Genomic DNA, 18,693 nt, shown 5'->3' with positions numbered 1-18,693 from the left:
CATATCCATTGACTTCTTTGGGCTATCCGATAGGGTTACGACTGGGTTCTAACCGGGTTACGATGCCCATTCACGACTACTGACAACCCTATTCGTGACTGTTTATAATGCCCAACGGCAGTATAGGTGTTGCCTGACGGCACTATATGTATAGGCTTTCGCCACCTTTCGTGCATGAAAACGAGGATATTTTCATCCAAAAGAGCGTTTTATCGCCGTTCTCGCCTTCTAGTTTGGTCGATTCATGAACAGCTCCTGTCATGATTAATGGTCAATAAGAATCAAAAAGAAAGGAAGTAGATATAAAAAGAATCGTAACGTCAATATCGTAACGTATAGAATCCTCATACAAATAGAAATATTTTCATACCTTTGCCATTTATTTCATTCCTTTAAGATGCGAATAGGAAAGAATAAGGTATATGGCAAGAGGAACAACTTCATATTACGGACGTAGATATACGATAGCGACACCTATGACCCATTTATACATGCTTTGCGCTTGTATTTTTTGTTGGATCGTGGGGTATGTGGATTCGGTAGGTTATCCCGTGTATGGAGAGGTGACGGCTCCTCCTTTATGGAATGTACTTTGCCGGGTTCTTCTGGGTAAGTTGTTTACCTATTTGATCGGTTTTTTGCTGATGGCTGGTGGTGCGTTTCTGGTGCATCGGGCAAACTATGCCTTGATGCTGATTCGTGAGAGGACATTGCTTCCTTTTCTCTTCTATGCCTTATTGACAAGTACAAATCCTGATTTCTTTCCCTTGAAATCAACATCAGTCGGAGTGTTTTGTTTGATATTGGCCCTTTATCAGTTATTTACCTCTTATCATGTCCCGGAGGCCACGGATAAGGCTTATAACGCATCTTTGATTATCTGTATCGGAAGTCTGTTGTGGATACACATCTTTTGGTTCTTTCCGCTGTTTTGGTTGGGGATGTATAATTTTAGGACATTGAATATCCGGACATTTGCCGCTTCCTTGTTAGGCATCTTAACGGTTTATTGGTTTGTTTTCGGATGGTGTGTCTGGGAACGGGATTTCACGGCATTTACCATACCTTTCGCCTCCTTATTCAAGATCCGTTTCCTCGCGGTACTAGGAACGGGAATTATAGATTGGATACAGATCGTTTTAGTGGCGGGATTAACGGCCATTGCCTCATTAAACATCGTTGCACATGAGTATGAGGATAATTTACGTACCCGTCAGTTCCTTTCTTTTCTGATTGTCATGGCCATTTGGTCGTTTGGATTGTTCTTTATCTATGAGCAGTCATCCGAGGAGTTTCTAGAAATGGCCTGTGTGCCGGCGTCTATCCTGATCGCCCATTTCTTTACGGTGAACCGAGGGAAATATATCTTTTGGTTGTTCCATTTCTCGGTGGCAATGTTTATCGCATTATTAATGATACGTATATGGAATTTCTTATAGCCTACGGGTATATCGGGGTATTTATCGCCTCTTTTTTAGCGGCTACGATCTTACCGTTTAGCAGCGAGGTCGTATTGACGGGTGTATTATTGGCGGGTTCGGCTTATTGGCCTTGCATGATCGCTGCTACGCTTGGTAATTTCTTAGGTGGAATGAGCTGTTATTGGTTGGGAATGTTGGGAAAGGTAGAGTGGATCGAGAAATACCTGAAACTCGACCCGGTGAAACTGCAGAAAGTGCAGGATTGGATCAAGGGAAAAGGTTCTTGGATGGGCTTCTTTGTTTTCCTTCCCGGTATCGGCGATTTTATCGCTGTCGCCCTAGGTTTCTTGCGGGCGAATATATGGGTCGTGGCAATCTCCATGTTCTTGGGAAAAGCGATTCGCTATTGGGTTTGGATGGAGTTTGTCTATAAGGTACAGTCTATGTTATGATACCTTTCTCCGATCTTTATATTTTAGCATTAGGTATTCCCAATCTTTGCGGTTGGGGATAAGTTCGAGGAACGCAGTAGAGGTTTGTCGCATAAATACGCTCAAAGAGAAAATCAACATGGTCGTGAAGGCGATACTGGTGCTGACAGCCGATCCGATGATACCGTAAAGAGGAATCAAGATAACCCCGGTTATCCATAAGGTAACCAATCCTACACAAGAGCTTGCGGCACTATACCGTATTTTTCCGCTACCTATGAAATAATGACCGACAATACTGTTGCATCCCAGTGTGACAATACCTACCGATAAACCTATTATAACCTTCCGTACGCCTTTGAACTCGGTACTGAAAAGGTAGTCTGTGTACACCCATTCCGGAATACATAAGGTGCATCCCATTACAAGAGTCATAGCGCAGAAGGTCAATTTTAAAAGTTGCAGGGTAATACGCTTTTGCTCGATCACATCCGTGGTCTTGGCTACATTACTGTATGCTATGAAACTTACGCTACGGCTGATATGCCATACGCTTTCGGATATCTTTGTTCCGGCATCGAGCAAGCCTACGCCCCCCAACCCGCTGAAACGCTCTATGAGGAAATAATTCAAACGGGTGGTACAAGTCTCCGCTAACCCGTCCGCACCAGCCCATAAGCCATAGGCAAACATTTCCTTTACGATCTTATAGAGCGGTTTCCCCGCTGGCCGAGGTGTTTCCTTAAGAAGGTAAGGGGCAAGCATGATCAGGCTAGCCGCTAAAGCGATACCATTGGTTGCATATAGTCCCCATACATAGGATTGTACTTCTTGTAAATTCGCTCCGTAATAAAGATAGAGGAGGATGAAGAATAGCAATCCTCCCTGCAAGATAAAAGTTAGGTTAAACCCTTTTATATGATCTTTTCCCAAAAGAAACCGGGCATTGGCGGCAACAATCGAGTTTAATATCGCCAACAGATAGATATCCAGCCAATAAGCGGTAGGTAAAAGTCTCGTGAAATACATGAATACACAGGCGAGGGCAGAACCTATGAAAGTCCAGAGGTAAGCGGGAAGAAAGATCGTCCGCATAGAATAACGATTCATGAAATAAACAATCGTGCCTCCGCTGAGTATCCCGTTGAAAATTACGGCGATATTTACCGACGCAACAATCAAGCCGACCATTCCTACGCCCTTTATACCTAGCACTTTCGCGTTGATAAAGATGAGCGCAAGGTTAAGGAGGGCTATTAGATAGCGTGTCCCGATCGTTCCCAGTATCTTTTTCAACATAGGTTATAGAAGTTGTAATCCGTCCAATAGCCGTACGTACGTATCGATCGCCTCCCGTATCTCCATGCCTCGGATAAATTCATCGGCGGAATGGGAGCGTGCTGAATTACCTGGCCCTATCTTGACGGAAGGAAAACGCATGAGTGCTTGATCACTAAGCGTAGGAGAGCCGAAAGGCTCTTTGCCCATCAAGATCGCCCGTTGCACGAAAGGATGAGCCAGATCCGTACGGGTGGAGCTAAGGCGGAAACTGCGGGCCTTGATCTCACAATGAACCTTTTCTTTGATCAATTCAAACAGTCGCTCGTTCGTATAGAATTCGTTGGTACGGATGTCCACGGTGAACTCACAGGTATCCGGAACGACATTATGCTGTGTCCCCGCATGAATGATCGTGACAGTCATCTTCACCGGTCCGAGGAAATCACTTTTTTCCGGGAATTGGTAGGTGCTGAACCATTCGATCTCTTTCATGGCTAAGGTGATGGCGTTGATACCTTCGTTGCGGGCGGCATGTCCGGCTTTCCCGACGGAGGAACAATCCAGTACCATAAGCCCTTTCTCGGCAACGGCGGGTTGCATGCCCGTAGGCTCCCCAACGATGGCGAAGGTGATAGGAGGGAGTTCGGTCAACGCGCTCTCAATCCCGTTTTTCCCGGATACCTCTTCCTCGCAGGAGGCTAAGAAGATCAGGTTGTAAGGCTGTTCTTTCTGGCTTAAAATGCAGAAAGCCTCGTAGAGGGAGACTACGCTTGCGCCTGCGTCATTGCTACCGAGTCCGTATATAGTATCGTCATCGGTCTCTTCGGGGGTGAACGGGTCTTTGGTCCAACCGGAAGCGGGCTTGACGGTGTCTATATGGGAGTTGAGTAAAAGAGTCGGTTTACCGAAATCAAAATCCGGGGCGATGATCCACAGGTTGTTGCTTTTGCGGAATACCTTTTGTCCGGCCTTTTTCCATTCTGCTTGCAGGAAGTCCGCTACGGCGGTCTCCTCCCGGCTGAAAGACGGACGGGAGATCATGCCTTTTAATAAATCGATCGCTTCGTAATATCTTTCCATCTTATAATAAATTATTTACGGTGCATCTGTCTTTCTCCAGCTGGGCTTTCAATGCTTCTAAGGAATCGAATTTGATGTCTCCACGTACATATTGAACGAATGAAACACGAATGCTATCATTGTAGATATCTCCGGAGAAATCCAGAATGTTGACTTCGAGAGATATATCCGTTCCATTATTGAGTGTCGGACGGTCGCCGATATAAAGCATTCCCTTATATCGTTTGCCTTCCACTTCCACCCATACGGCATATACGCCAATGCCGGGTATGACTTTGAAAGGCTCATCTACCCGTATATTCGCCGTGGGAAATCCTAGCGTGCGTCCCACTTTATAGCCGCTGACGATATGTCCTAGCAATTGATAAGGATAAGTCAGCAAATAAGCGGCTTCCGCTACATTCCCGGCTTGTAGTAATTTCCGGATTTCGGAAGAGCTGACAGCCGTGTTTCCTTCGTCATAGGGAGATGCCTTTAGCGCCTCGATGCCACATTCGGTGCCATAAACGACATATTGCTCGAAACCATCCGTCCGATCGTGCCCGAAACGATGGTCGTATCCGATCAATAAAGTCTTTACATGCAGGCTTTTCGCTAAAATGGAGGTGATGAACTCCTTGGCTGAGAGTCGGGATAGCTCGATCGTAAAATCTAATACGATGCAATAATCTACTCCGGTAGTCTCTAATTGCTGTAACTTCTCCTCGAAAGAATTTAATAGCTTCGGTTGGTAATCCGTGTGCAATACGGTCCGGGGATGTTTCGGGAAGGTGATTACGGCCGATGGCAGGTTACGTGCTTTGGCAATCTCTTTCATCTCGTCGATTAAGAAACGGTGCCCTAGATGCACACCATCGAAAAATCCGATCGTAGCCACCAGTTCCTTTTCTTTCAGTCTGTCAAAATCTCTTACAACAATCATTGCGCCTTATTCGTTTCAATTCCAATCGAAAGACAAATGTACGGGATAATTTTTAATAATCGTGTTCTTATCTAAGGATACTAAGACAGCTGTACTAAAATTTGTCTCCTTGTTGGATGCGTGTTTGTAGTCCTGTCGGATCTTTTCGAATAGGGTATCTATGTTAAAGCTCCTATTTCTTGATGTAAGTGAAAGAGGAATAGGAGCTTTTTATTTAATTAAAAGTTTATCAGTGGAAATCTTTTAATGTTTTCTGTAATTCCTTTCGGGCGAAAAAGATGCGGCTTTTTATTGTGCCTAGCGGTAGATTTAGCTTTTCTGCTATCTCATGATATTTATAACCACTCACGAACATTGAGAAAGGAGCCTTCAAATCAGTGTTCAAGTTATTGATCGCTTCTGTTATATCATTAATTTGACAAGTTCCTTCCGGAGAGTCAAAACCGGAGTTGCTCAATACGTCTAAATTGTATAAGTCTGCATCCCGGTTGATCAGGGTTTGTTCACGTACCACTTTGTGGTAGTTGTTGATGAATATATTTCTCATTACTGTAAGGACCCAGCCTTTGAAGTTTACATTATCCACAAACTTTTCCTGATTGCTAAGAACTTTTAAAGTCGTGTCTTGTGTCAAATCGAAAGCATCTTCCCGATTCGCTGTAAGCATGAGCGCGAAATTCATCATGTTCTCCTGCATGCTTAATAATTTCTTTTGAAATGTTAATGCGTTCATAGGTTACAAATTGAATAAAAACTTATTATTTATATCACTTATCGTCCTTTAACTATTAAAAGACTTGGCAAATGTATATATTTAGTACAATAACATGTGATTCTTTAATAATTATTGATATTTAAAATTGTAAGTTAATATTTTTACAGCGAAAATGAATGAAAATAAATAAGATTTTCAAGTTGTTCAAGTTCTATTATTCGAAATATTCAAGTATTTGCTTATAATTTTCAACATGACAATATGTGTCTGAATATTGATGTCTGGTAACTTTGAAGTATTGAATAGTAATATCTGAAATTGCTTTGTTCACCATTATTGGGTAATAAATGATTATTATTATAGATACAATATTATGTTTTATGAAAAATGTTTATTTTTGCGCATATTTGAAAAAACTATGAGTTGTGTAAAAAAACTATTTGTTCTTATCTTGGTTTCGTTAGGAATTTGTACTGATCTTATGTCGCAATCTCCAAAAAACGAAGATTATATACTTATTATAAACTCTTACTCTGAAAATTCTCCCTGGAGCTATAATTGTACCGTACCTATTTACGAGACGTTACTTAAAGAGTATGAGGAACTAACAGCTTATACGGAGCACATGAATATGTTGTTAATACAGAACGAGGAAGATCTATCTCTGTTTAAGGAGGATTTTTTCGCAAGGTATAAGTCGCCTCCTCGCTTGATCTTGTTATTGGGAAATCCGGCGTTTGCCTTATTACTTGATAAGTTGGAAGAAGCTTGGGGACAGAAGATCCCGATCTTATTATATACACATAAATTATATATAGGTTTGCGGGAGACTTATTTGCAGGAAAGGATTATCACGCAGGATGAAAAAACTCCGATACAAGATGTTATTCGTTCGCATCCCCAAGTGACAGTTCTTTTTATTCCAGATTATATAAAAGAGACCGTTAACTTGATGCATAGCTTGATACCGGATATGCAGAGGTTGTTGTTTCTGTCGGATAAGACCTTTTTGGGTTTACAGAATCAAGATATAGTAGAGAGTCTTGTGCGAACCGAGTACCCAGATATACAGCTTACGGTGTTAACGGCAGGAGATACTTCGGTAAGTAGTTTGATAGATTCCTTGAGGAACGTAGATGCTAGGACTGGGGTATTATTGTCTTCATGGACGTTTAAAAGCCGACAGGGGAAATATGTGGTTCAAAGCTCAGACCTCTATCAGACAATAAGTTCATATACCTCATCTCCCATATTCACCTTGAATGATATGGCGATTGATAAGAACGGATTGCTGGGAGGATATTTTTACGTCGCATCCAGTATACATGACATTGTCATAAAGACCGTGAGGTCCGTGCTGAAGGGAACATCTGGTGGATCTATAGTCTCTCCTGACTATGCTAGGCCTGTATTTGATTATCAAGTACTGGAGAAGAAAGGAATCTCTCCTTACAATTGTCCTCCTGATACGTTCTTTTATCTGAGGCCTTCTACATTCTGGGAACAGTATCGCTTGCATATCTCTATGGGTATTTTGTTATTGTTCTTTATTATCTTCTTCCTTCTTTGGAGAATAGAGACTTTGGGCCGCCAGAGAAACTTGCAACGACGTGAGTTGGAGCTGATGAGAAACTACCGTGCGTTGAACTGCAAATTATCTCTGGCATTGGATATCGCCAATATTATTCCATGGAGGTGGGATTTGCGAGCGCATCTCATATTCTGTGATGTTCAGCATTCTAATTCGGATCGGTCCATATCGAAAAAATCGCTTGAGATATCGGAAGAGAAATATTTCAGTAAGATCCGTAAATCTGATAGAGATCGGATGAAGGATGTATGTGAGGCATTGATTAGAGGGGACGTCAACAAGATAAAAGAAGAATTCCTTATCTATAGATCGGGAAGGAATACTCCTCGTTTTGATTGGATAGAGGTGCAGGCAATCGTAGAGAAGAGAGACGAGGAGGGGCATCCGGTCGTATTGACCGGCTCCTCGCTTAGAATCACCGAGCGGAAAAGAATAGAGGAAGAATTATTAAAGGCTAGAGATAAGGCGGAGGAATCCAATCGGCTGAAATCTACTTTTCTAGCAAATATGAGCCATGAGATCAGGACTCCATTAAATGCCATTGTCGGTTTCTCGCAGATATTGGCGATTACGGACGATGAGGAGGAAAAGAAGCAATTTGTTTCTATCATTGAGAGTAATAATATGCTGTTGTTGCAATTGATCGGTGATATACTTGATTTGTCGAAAATAGAGGCCGGGACTTTGGAGTTTGTCCGTAATGAGGTAGATTTGAATGTCTTGATGAAAGAACTGGAAAGTTCTATGCGTCTGAGGAGAACAGATGCCGTAGAATTGCGTTTTATGGACTGTATGCCAAGTTGCTGTCTTTATGTGGATAAGAATAGGTTATCTCAGGTTTTGATCAACTTGTTGACAAATGCGGTGAAATTCACCAAAGAGGGCTACATTCACTTTGGGTATAGATTGGTAGATGAGGATGTACTCGAATTTTATGTAGCTGATACGGGGTGTGGAATCCCGAAGGAACAATTGCGAAATGTATTTGAACGTTTCATCAAGTTAAACAATTTCGTGTCGGGAACAGGCTTGGGATTGTCTATCTGTCAGGTAATTGTAGAGCGTATGGGTGGACGAATATGGGTTGAGTCTGATGAGGGTAAGGGGGCTACTTTTTTCTTTACCATCAAGTATTTCCCTATCGAAAAGGTATTATAAGGCGAAAATTTAAGAGGTGACTAGCTTTTTCGACTATCTGGGCGTGAAGGATGGGTTATCCTCTAATGAGATTACCTGTAATTCCAACAGATAATCCTGCGAAAGAGAGGTACGAAAACGTCTTTTCCTGATACTCCGCTTGTCGTTGCGACCTTTGATTACTTGCAGGGCCAGTTCCCGAATAGCCGACAGGTCTTGGGCGGCATACTTCTTTCTTACTCCCTTCTTACGAACTGCTTGATAAGTTGGGTGAATAGTTCTAAGAGAAGAGCTATTTACAAATTGACAAAATGTATTTTAAAGGCTCGGAGAATCAAGTTTTCCGGGCCAATATACAGTTGATTGCCAAATATGAGAAAATAAATCAGTAATCATTTGAATGTCAGTTGTATGCTGTTTTTAACCCATTTATTCTAGCAAAGAAATTCACTTGTATTCATTCTAATTCATAGCTGCATAAGTTAGGAATGGCTTTTTATCCGGTTCCGATGCCAATTACTATAGGTTCTGACGTCAATTACAACTGTATGTATCATCCAATACTACTGTATGTGATGGCAAACACTACTATTTTCGTTGGCATTCGACACTAGTCTTGTGATAAAATGAGACCTTTTTTGCCGAAAAATGGGGATAATGCTCTCTTTTAACCTTATGGTTTCCTCCTTTTTCCTTTATTAGAAGAAGGGGGGTGTTAGTAAAATGAGGTTATATTGGACAAATAGTTAGGTTTATAAAGCATTTGCTTACTTGGCAAATTTCAATATAGCACTGAATAAAATCCTATTTACTAAAAGAATACCTTACTATCATAAATCATTTTGGAATGTAATGATGTTTGCCTATATTTGAGAACTTATTTGTAACTTTGTATTTGGTTCTGGTGAGACTACGTTTTGTTTATATTATAAATATCTAAACAACAATCCAATAGTTTATCATCTCTTTAACTTTCCAATACTGTTGGAACTTCTGTCATTTAATTATTCCTTGATTATCTATATCTTATCATTCATATCATCCGTACAAACTAACGTGGTCTCACCAGAACTCATGTATATGAACTACAAATATACACAAGGGGGATAAGAGCCATATAGTGGATATATGTAATATGAAAGTGGATAAACATTTGCTTATAGATCTGAAGAATGGGGATGAAAAGGCTTTTGAGGCCCTATTCTGGAAGTATAATGAGCATGTATATCATTTTATTTACTCATTACTATATGAAAAATCTATGGCAGAGGACTTGACTCAAAACGTTTTTCTTAAGATTTGGGAGAAACATGAGACGATAGATGCGGAGCAAAACTTTGACGCCTATCTATTCACCATCGCCCGTAACTTAGTTTATAAAGAGACAGAGAATCGGCTACTCTCCGAGAAACTGACGGAAAGCCTACAACGACAGCTATCAGATGTTGATTCGCTTATGGAAGAGCGAATTGATGCGGAGTCTTTACGGGAATATATTAATAGCTTGATAGAAGAATTACCGCCATCACGTCGGGAGATATTTCGTTTGAGCCGTCATGAACATTTATCATATAGAGAAATAGCGAAACGCCTCTCTATCTCCGAAAAGACTGTGGAGACACAGGTAAACAGGGCTTTACGTTTTTTGCGGGATCGGCTGTCTTCCGATTGTCTATTGGCTGCACTATTATTGTTTTTAATTAATGAATGTTAAATCTTTGTCTTTTCAAATAACTTGTAGGGGGATGCCTTCTCTCGAAGATATACTATATATACGATGGCAAAAAATAATAGATATATTGATTTGTTGGACCGCTTTATGAGTGGCAGTACTTCACCGGAAGAAGAAAAAGAGCTTCTGGGGTGGTTTATGAATGTTCGTTCGAAAGATGAGATATTCTCATTTTATAAGCGGAAATGGGAAGATGTGTCCGGTAGAGAATTATCGGCGGAGATACAAGGACGGATGTTCCACCAAATCAAGAACCGGATGAAAACGCCTAAAAGAAGATCCTTCGGGAAGTGGTGGTCGTATGCGGCTGTTATTCTTTTATGTGTGAGTCTGGGAATCGGATCTCATTTATATACACGGGGTGTAGGTGGGAATCAACAGGAATATATCGTATCGGCGGAAAAGGGGCAACGTGCTAGTTTGGCCCTGCCGGATGGAACGAAAGTTTGGCTAAACTCGCATACTCGTGTTACGTACGATGGAGATTACGGGAAGGATGAAAGAGCAGTCTTCCTGTCCGGTGAGGCCTATTTTGAGGTCGCTAAAGATAAGAAGCATCGCTTTGTCGTAAAGGCAGGAGACTTGGAGCTGGAAGCTTTGGGTACGGCGTTTAATGTCAAGGCATATGATGAGGATAAAGAATTAACGGCGACCCTATTTGAAGGAAGTATCCGGGCTGTTGCGGGAAATGAAATGGCGGTTTTATCTCCAGATCAGCATGTGCGTTTCAATAAGGCCAGTAGGAGGCTGTTGGTAGAAAGACTTACCAATTCGTCGTATGCCCGGATGTGGAGAAATGATGAGTTGGCTTTTGAGAGTGAGACTTTGGAGAATATAGCCGTATTGTTGAATCGGATGTATAACGTACAAGTCAAATTTGATTCGGAGCGGATAAAACGTTATCGCTTTTCTGGGGTTATAAAGAATAATAGCTTGGATAACATCTTTGAGATTATAAGTCTTACCGCTCCAATTTTATACGGATCGGAAGGCGATACGATAACACTGAGAGAGAAATGAGATAAGTTTTAGTTAACCTTAAAATGATGATGCCTATGATATAAAGAAAGAATAATAAAGGGACAGTTCCTTTAGGGTAAAGACCTGTCCCCCCAATGTATTGTTTTTATAAGTATAAAATCATGACATATAAAGTTTAAAAAGATAAGACAACTGGCGGGTTGCCTCTATCTATCAGATTATTGCCATGTATTTTATCTTGTAAAGTTACCTTTTATTATTTATATAATATATAAAAAACACTTAAAAATGAGTAACATCAAGCAAATTCTTTTACGAGCGATCCTATGTTCATTTGCGTTGGCCTCTTCTGGTTTATCCGCAATGGCTCAAATTACGCTTACTCTTAAGAACCAAACGATGCGTGAGGTGATTAAGGAAATAGAAAAGGTAAGCGACTACCGATTTTTTTATAATGATGATCTACCCGGGTTGAGTACCCGTATATCAGTGGATGTCAAGAATGCCAGTATACAAAATATCTTAGAACAGATCTCTAGGCAAACATCCATTACTTATGTCTTAAAAGATAATAGCCAGATTGTTTTGTCTTCTAAAAATACATCTGTTACCCAACAACAGAAACGAGTGATTACCGGTACTATCATGGATCAGAGCGGGGAGCCGGTGATTGGTGCAAACGTGGTTGAAAGGGGTACGACGAATGGTACGATAACAGATTTGGATGGTCATTATTCATTGGAAGTCTCCTCTCCGCAGGCAACCTTGCAAATATCCTATATTGGTTATAATACATTAGACGTGGCGATTGCCGGAAAATCTGTGTTGAACGCCTTTTTACGGGAAGATACTCAAAAGCTGGATGAGGTCGTAGTTGTAGGATATGGCCTACAAAAGCGTGCGTCCGTGACTGGTTCCGTAGCTTCGTTGCAGACGAAAGACATTGTTTCTGTCAAGACTCCGAATGTGACGAATGCTTTGGCTGGTAAGTTACCCGGTCTACGGGCGGTACAGAGAAGTGGTGCTCCCGGTGATGATGCGGCTAGTATCGATATCCGTGGCTTTGGAAGCGCATTGGTGATTGTAGATGGTGTGGAGCGTGATTTTACTCAGATCGATGCAAATGATATAGAGTCGATTAGTATCTTGAAAGATGCTTCTGCCGCTGTCTATGGTTTTAAGGGGGCGAATGGCGTTATTTTAGTAACAACCAAGAAGGGAGAGATCAGCAAACCAAAAATTTCATATAATGGTTATTATGGCCTCCAACAGGTGACTCGGTTCCCTGAATTATACAATGCGTATCAATATGCGACCTTGTGGAATGAGGCGCAGATGAATATTGGAGTACAGGCTCCTTATTCTGAAGAAGAGATTGAAAAATATAGGACGGGTGCAGATCCCGCTTATCCTAGTACGAACTGGTGGAAAGAGATAACTCGGAAATCGGCTCCTCAAATGTATCATAACTTGAATGTTTCCGGAGGAACGGAGAAAGTTAAATATTATTTTTCTTTAGGCTATACAAGTCAAGACGGTATTTGGGTTTCGGGAGATCAAAACTATCGTAAATATAATGTACGCTCTAATGTTAATGCGGAGATCACGAAAGGCTTAACGGTAGGTTTACAACTTAGTGGTCGTTTGGATACTCGGAATAAACCATATGACCAAAGTGTCTTCAAAGATGTATATTTGTCTAGCCCGTTAAAAACAGTATATGCTAATAATACGCCTCCTTATTACAATACCGCAGGTAATGAGCCTAATCCGATGCAGGTAATCAACGCTAGTGAAGTTGGATACGATAAGAGAGACCGTCGGGAGTTTAATGGGGCATTGACTATCAATTGGGATCTACCTTGGGTAAAAGGCTTATCGGTAAAGGCATTGCTATCATACGATTATAATAATCTGTTTGAGAAGAAATGGTTCAAGGAATACTATGAATACCAGTATGATGCGGTAAATGAAACTTATAATAAAATAACACGACATGCGCTTTCTACGTTGGACGAGAAGAATGAGAATTCTTTTATGCCTAACCAGCAATACTCTGTCAATTATCATAATACATTCGGTAAACATGATGTCGGCGCTTTGTTATTGTGGGAAATGAGGAATTATCGTAAGGACTGGTTTTCTGCCTATCGTCAATTTTACATCAGTGCTCTTGACCAAATGAATGCGGGTGATAATACGAATAAGAGTAATGATGGAAATGCGGAAGTTTCTGCTCATGAAGGTTTGGTGGGGCGTGTGAATTATGCGTATGATAGTAAATATCTGGCTGAGGTAAGTTTTCGTTATGATGGTTCTTATAAGTTTGCGAGCGATAGTCGTTGGGGATTTTTCCCGGCTGTTTCTCTGGGATGGAGAGTTTCACAAGAGGCTTTCTTCAAGGAAAATGTATCGTTCATAGATAATTTAAAGATCCGTGGATCTTATGGAAAGGTGGGCGATGAAGGTGATTTTGCTGCTTTTCAGTATTTAAGTGGTTATAAGTATCCATCGGGTAATTATGTATTGGGCTCTGACGGACTTTCTAATGGTGCGGAAGATAAAGGATTGCCTAATCTTAATTTAACGTGGTATGAATCTACAACGGCCAATATCGGTTTTGAAGCATCTGTATTAAATGGCTTGATCTCTGCGGAGTTCGATTACTTTGAGCGTCGCCGTAAAGGATTATTAGCGAATCGTTTATTGACTTTGCCGACTTCATTTGGAAAGAACTTACCACAAGAAAACCTAAATTCGGATAAAACAAGAGGTTTTGAGCTTGTACTTACACATCGTCATACGATAGGTAAGGTGTCTTATAGCGTAAGTGCGAACTTTACGACTACCCGCGAACTGAATCGGTATGTAGAACGTGCTGTTTCCGGTAATATGTATGAGAATTGGAGGAATAACACGAATGATCGATATAAAAGTATCACTTGGGGATATGAGGCATTAGGACAGTTCCAGAGTTTTGAGGAGATACTGAATGCGCCTATCCAAGACGGTAATGGCAACAAGTCTTTATTGCCCGGAGATATTAAATACGCTGATATCAATGAGGATGGAATTATTGATGATAAAGATAAGAAACCTGTTGGGCATAGCGATACACCGAGTATGTATTATGGATTGAATTTATCGGTAAACTGGAATGGCTTTGATTTTACCGCATTTTTCCAAGGTGCCGCTGGACATGAGGTGAAAGTGTTTGAGACATTCTTAGACCCGTTTATTCAACAGGGATTAGGTAATGGTGTGGTCTTCTGGGAAGACCGTTGGCATAGAGAAAATCCCTCGGATGTAAATAGCGTATGGATTTCAGGTGAGATGCCGGCTGTACGCCCTACTGGTTTTAGTTTGAATAATGAGACTAGTACATGGAGCTTATTGAAGGCGAATTATCTACGATTAAAAACAATAGAGTTAGGTTATACTTTACCGAAGACTTGGTTAGCGAAAGCCGGATTGGAGAATGTCAGGATTTATGTGAATAGTTATAATCCTTTGACTATAACTAGAGGTGGAATGATGAAGTACATGGATCCGGAGAACTCACAGACGAATTTACAATATTACCCGCAAATGAAGTCTTATAATTTTGGTATTAATTTAACATTCTAATAGTGGAACTTTTATGAATACGATAAAATATTTTAATAGTTTGATTTGTGGCATTGCGTTTCTTTCCTTCACGAGTTGTGATTATTTGGATAAAGAACCGTTTGATTTGATCACGCCGGACCAAGTTTGGGAAGATCCTAAATTGATTAATGGTGTATTGGTGAACTTGTATGATAAGATGCAATTGGAAGATTTTAATTATAGACATTATGCCGATTATCAATTAGTGAACTTGACAACGATGTCGGATGAGGCGCAAGGCTCTTTCCAAAAAGATCCGGTATTTGATAATGGTAATGCGACTTATGCCTATGCTGATGATCTGTTTGGCACCTTTGCGGACCCATATAAAGGCATTCGTAATTGTAATGATTTCCTTGCTCAGCTGAAAGAAGCATTGTTGGATGAGGCAGAAAAGGCCTCTTTGGAAGCCGAGGTTCGTTTTATCCGTGCTTGGCATTATTTTACGTTGGTAAAACGCTATGGTGGAGTTCCTATAATAATGGAGCCTCAAGAATATAATGGGGCGGATCAATTAGAATCTTTGCAACTTCCTCGTTCAAAAGAGGAAGAGGTGTATAACTTTATTATTGACGAGTGTAATGCTATCGCAGAAAACTTACCATTACAACGGGATGCTTCCGGAAAGTATAGAGCCGATAAAGGGGCTGCTCTGGCTCTTTGTTCTCGTGCCGCTTTATATGCCGGATCTATCGCTAAATATGGTACGGTTCAATTGGATGGTATCGTGGGGATTCCTACCGAGAAGGCGAATCACTTTTATCAAATAGCATATGATGCTTCTAAAAAAGTTATGGACTTAGGAGTTTATGCTTTATATCTGAAAAAACCGGATGATCGAGCTCAGAACTATTGTGATATGTTTTTGAAAGGTAATGGTGATAACGGTGAATATATTTTCCAAAAGCAATATAATGTGGCTGGAGGAAAAGGACATGACTTTGATAAACGTAACGCTCCTTTTTCGTTCCGTGCCGGAGGCTGGGGCTGTGGTGCGGCTCCTACGCTCGAAATGGTTGAGGAATATGAATATTTAGATGGTTCGGAGGGTACCTTGGTATTAACCAATCCGGATGGCTCGGCACGTGCTTTCGATGATCCGATGGAGTTATTTGCGAATAAAGATCCGAGATTGTTCGCCTCTGTTTATTTGCCGGGTTCTCCTTGTAAGGGTGATATCGTAGAATGGAGAAGAGGTATCATTAATTCGAATGGCGAAAAGATTCAAGCGACCAAGCAACCAGATGCGGTAGAAAACTATGTGGATCCATCTACCGGGATTACGTATAATGTATCAGGTAAGGATGGTGGAGCAGATGCGGGTGACCCTTCTAAAACGGGCTTCTATCAGAAAAAGTTCTGGGATGAGACATTGACAGACCTAAATATGGGTAAGTCGGAGACTCCTAGACCGGTCTTCCGTTTGGCCGAGATGTATTTGAATCTAGCGGAGGCTGCCGTAGAGATGGGAGGAAAGGAGCAAGAGGCTTTGAATGCTATCAACGCTATTCGTGAGCGTGCGGGAATCGCTAAACAGACATCCATCGATATCCAAAAAGTACGTCACGAGCGTAAGGTTGAGTTGGCATTTGAGGGGCATCGTTATTGGGATATGCGTCGTTGGCGAATTGCTCATTTGGATGTAGCGCAGGGGGGCTTGAATGGTTTCCGAGGTTCCGCCCTTTATCCATGGCTGGATACTCGCACTCAAAAGTATGTATTTGAACGTGGAAATAAGCCTCCGAAACAGGTGCGTTTATTCTTGGAAAAGAATTATTATGTGAAGATCGGATCGGATGACATGAACTCGAATCCGAAATTGGTACAGAATCCCGGTTATACAAATTAATTTAAAATGTATTAGAGTTATGAGATTTATAAATATATGCTTTTTATCATTGATGTCTTTATGCCTGATGTGCTCTTGTGTAAATGAGTTGGATAATTATGACGCTCCGGATGGAGGGGTTTATGGTACGATATTAGATGCTGAGACAAATCAGCCTGTTCCTCTGCCTGTACAGGGCTCTACAGGTGTGATTATAAAGTTGATGGAACAAGGTACGGGGGCTACTAAAACAGTGGATTTCTATGCGAAACAAGATGGTACCTTTAATAATTCTCGTATATTTAATTGCGATTACTTGATTACGGTAGAAGGACCTTTCGTAACTTCGGAAGAGGTCCGGGCAACCGTGGAAGGACAAACAGAAGTAAATATCCCAGTGATTCCGTATGCAAGGATTGAAGCCTCGGCTTCTGTTTCAGGGAAAAAAGTTTCTATCAATTATCAAGTGAGCAAGACCCGGTCTTCATATACAACGGATGAGGTATATGGGTATTGGAACTTTGCTCCGGGTGTAGATGATGGTGGAGCGAACCAAGCGGGGAAAGTTACAGTGAATGAATTGTCTGGAACGATTACATTTGACTTGGTAGCTGATCAAACATTCTTAGATAATGAGTATAAGGTTAAAGCGAATGGTAATAAGATCTATGTCCGTATAGGAGCGAAAACAGAAGGGGTAATTAATTACTCTCAGATAATGGAAGTGATTTTGTAGTTAATTTGTAAATTAAAATAGTATATATGAATTATTTAAATCTAATACCTGTATCGTTCTTATGTGTTTGCTTGTTGGCATGTGGCAATAAGGCGAAACAGGTACCGACAGAGGTGATCGCTAACAACACAAATAATCTTCCCGTATGGGCTTTGGGTGATTTTGTACGTCCGGAAGGAGTGAATCCTGTGATTACTCCGAATCCGGAAAGTAAGTTTGATTGTCCGATGCGTAAGGCTCCGGTAGGATGGGAAGAGAGTGATACGTTCAATCCTGCGGCAGTGGTAAAAGACGGGAAGATTTGTGTTTTGTATCGTGCGGAAGATAATTCAGCCACGGGTATCGGAAAACGTACCTCTCGGATCGGATTGGCAGAGAGTGTAGATGGGGTTACGATGGAACGGCATGCTACTCCTGTAATGTTTCCCGCCGAGGATAATATGAAAGAATTTGAATGGCAAGGAGGTTGTGAGGACCCTCGTGTAGCGGTTACGGAGGATGGGCTTTATGTTATGATATATACCGCATGGAATCGGGAGGTTCCTCGTTTGTCTGTCGCTACTTCCCGTGATTTATTGACGTGGGAGAAGCATGGCCCGGCTTTTGCGAAAGCTTATGATGAACGTTTTAAGGATATGGCATGTAAGTCCGGTTCTATCGTAACAAAAGTGGTGGATGGTAAACAAGTTATAACGAAAGTAAATGGTAAATACTTGATGTATTGGGGGGAACAGATGGTTGCGGCTGCGACCTCTGACGATCTGATAACTTGGACTCCGGTATTAAATGATCAGAATGAATTGTTGGGCTTAATTTATCCTCGTGATAATTATTTTGATAGTGCCTTGACAGAGTGCGGACCTCCTGCTATCATGACTGATAAAGGGATCTTATTACTTTATAACGGTAAGAACCAAAAGGATGATAGGAGAGATCCTCGTTTTAACGCAGGTACTTACAGTGCGGGGCAAGTATTGTTTGATTTGAACGATCCTTATAAAGCGATCGCTCGTTTGGATGTTCCATTTTTCCAACCTATGGCTGATTTCGAGAAGAGTGGTCAGTATGTAGATGGTACTGTATTTATTGAAGGGTTGGTATTCTTTAAAGATAAATGGTACTTGTATTATGGTTGTGCGGATTCTAAAGTTGGGGTAGCTATTTATACCCCAACCCTGTAACGTCTAAAA

The 18,693-nt window shown here is 41.1% G+C and carries 13 protein-coding genes; 9 read left to right on the top strand and 4 right to left on the bottom strand.

Annotated features, from left to right (window positions below):
• Positions 1-422: 422 nt before the first annotated feature.
• Both E5342_RS08180 and E5342_RS08175 read left to right on the top strand, forming a co-directional pair.
• Entirely contained in the window at positions 423-1,439 is a 1,017-nt protein-coding gene (locus tag E5342_RS08180; RefSeq protein ID WP_135959172.1) for a hypothetical protein, read from the top strand.
• Positions 1,424-1,873: a YqaA family protein gene (locus E5342_RS08175; protein WP_121736052.1), complete on the top strand. Its 450-nt coding sequence runs from the start codon at positions 1,424-1,426 to the stop codon at positions 1,871-1,873. The genes E5342_RS08180 and E5342_RS08175 overlap by 16 nt, the downstream gene beginning before the upstream one ends.
• On the opposite strand, the gene E5342_RS08170 is transcribed toward E5342_RS08175, so the two are convergent.
• The 4 genes from E5342_RS08170 to E5342_RS08155 form a co-directional block, all read right to left on the bottom strand.
• Positions 1,868-3,151 (bottom strand): lipopolysaccharide biosynthesis protein, encoded by a 1,284-nt coding sequence (locus E5342_RS08170; RefSeq protein ID WP_135959171.1) that lies wholly within the window; start codon positions 3,149-3,151, stop codon positions 1,868-1,870. The two genes, E5342_RS08175 and E5342_RS08170, sit on opposite strands and share 6 nt — an antisense overlap.
• Positions 3,152-3,154: 3 nt before the next feature.
• Positions 3,155-4,213: a M20 family metallo-hydrolase gene (locus E5342_RS08165; RefSeq protein WP_121736050.1), complete on the bottom strand. Its 1,059-nt coding sequence runs from the start codon at positions 4,211-4,213 to the stop codon at positions 3,155-3,157.
• A gap of 1 nt (position 4,214) precedes the next feature.
• A complete protein-coding gene (gene ribF / locus E5342_RS08160; RefSeq protein WP_135959170.1) occupies positions 4,215-5,135 on the bottom strand; it encodes a riboflavin biosynthesis protein RibF in 921 nt (306 codons plus the stop codon).
• 229 nt (positions 5,136-5,364) lie between these two features.
• Positions 5,365-5,868, bottom strand: a complete 504-nt coding sequence (locus E5342_RS08155; protein ID WP_121736048.1) for an RNA polymerase sigma factor — start codon at positions 5,866-5,868, stop codon at positions 5,365-5,367.
• A 607-nt stretch (positions 5,869-6,475) separates the two neighbouring features.
• On the opposite strand from E5342_RS08155, the gene E5342_RS08150 reads away from it, so the two are divergent.
• The 7 genes from E5342_RS08150 to E5342_RS08120 all read left to right on the top strand — a co-directional run bounded on the left by E5342_RS08150 (position 6,476) and on the right by E5342_RS08120 (position 18,684).
• Positions 6,476-8,599: a sensor histidine kinase gene (locus tag E5342_RS08150; protein ID WP_160217469.1), complete on the top strand. Its 2,124-nt coding sequence runs from the start codon at positions 6,476-6,478 to the stop codon at positions 8,597-8,599.
• A gap of 1,114 nt (positions 8,600-9,713) precedes the next feature.
• Positions 9,714-10,292, top strand: a complete 579-nt coding sequence (locus E5342_RS08145) for an RNA polymerase sigma factor (protein ID WP_135959169.1) — start codon at positions 9,714-9,716, stop codon at positions 10,290-10,292.
• Positions 10,293-10,355: 63 nt separating this feature from the next.
• Positions 10,356-11,330: a FecR family protein gene (locus tag E5342_RS08140; protein WP_135959168.1), complete on the top strand. Its 975-nt coding sequence runs from the start codon at positions 10,356-10,358 to the stop codon at positions 11,328-11,330.
• 249 nt (positions 11,331-11,579) lie between these two features.
• On the top strand, positions 11,580-14,918 hold the full coding sequence (locus tag E5342_RS08135; protein WP_135959167.1) for a TonB-dependent receptor: 3,339 nt from the start codon (positions 11,580-11,582) through the stop codon (positions 14,916-14,918).
• 13 nt (positions 14,919-14,931) lie between these two features.
• The gene (locus E5342_RS08130) at positions 14,932-16,788 is read left to right on the top strand and encodes a RagB/SusD family nutrient uptake outer membrane protein (RefSeq protein ID WP_122380254.1); all 1,857 of its coding nucleotides are present in this window, start codon (positions 14,932-14,934) and stop codon (positions 16,786-16,788) included.
• A gap of 19 nt (positions 16,789-16,807) precedes the next feature.
• Positions 16,808-17,503, top strand: coding sequence for a DUF3823 domain-containing protein (locus E5342_RS08125; protein ID WP_246867078.1), 696 nt, complete (start codon positions 16,808-16,810; stop codon positions 17,501-17,503).
• A 26-nt stretch (positions 17,504-17,529) separates the two neighbouring features.
• On the top strand, positions 17,530-18,684 hold the full coding sequence (locus tag E5342_RS08120; protein ID WP_135959166.1) for a glycoside hydrolase family 130 protein: 1,155 nt from the start codon (positions 17,530-17,532) through the stop codon (positions 18,682-18,684).
• The last annotated feature ends 9 nt before the right edge of the window (positions 18,685-18,693 follow it).

This window comes from Parabacteroides distasonis, from assembly GCF_004793765.1.
Lineage (GTDB): Bacteria > Bacteroidota > Bacteroidia > Bacteroidales > Tannerellaceae > Parabacteroides > Parabacteroides distasonis_A.
The sequence above is the reverse complement of the archived record's forward strand: the minus strand, read 5'-3'. Positions and strand labels throughout refer to the sequence as shown.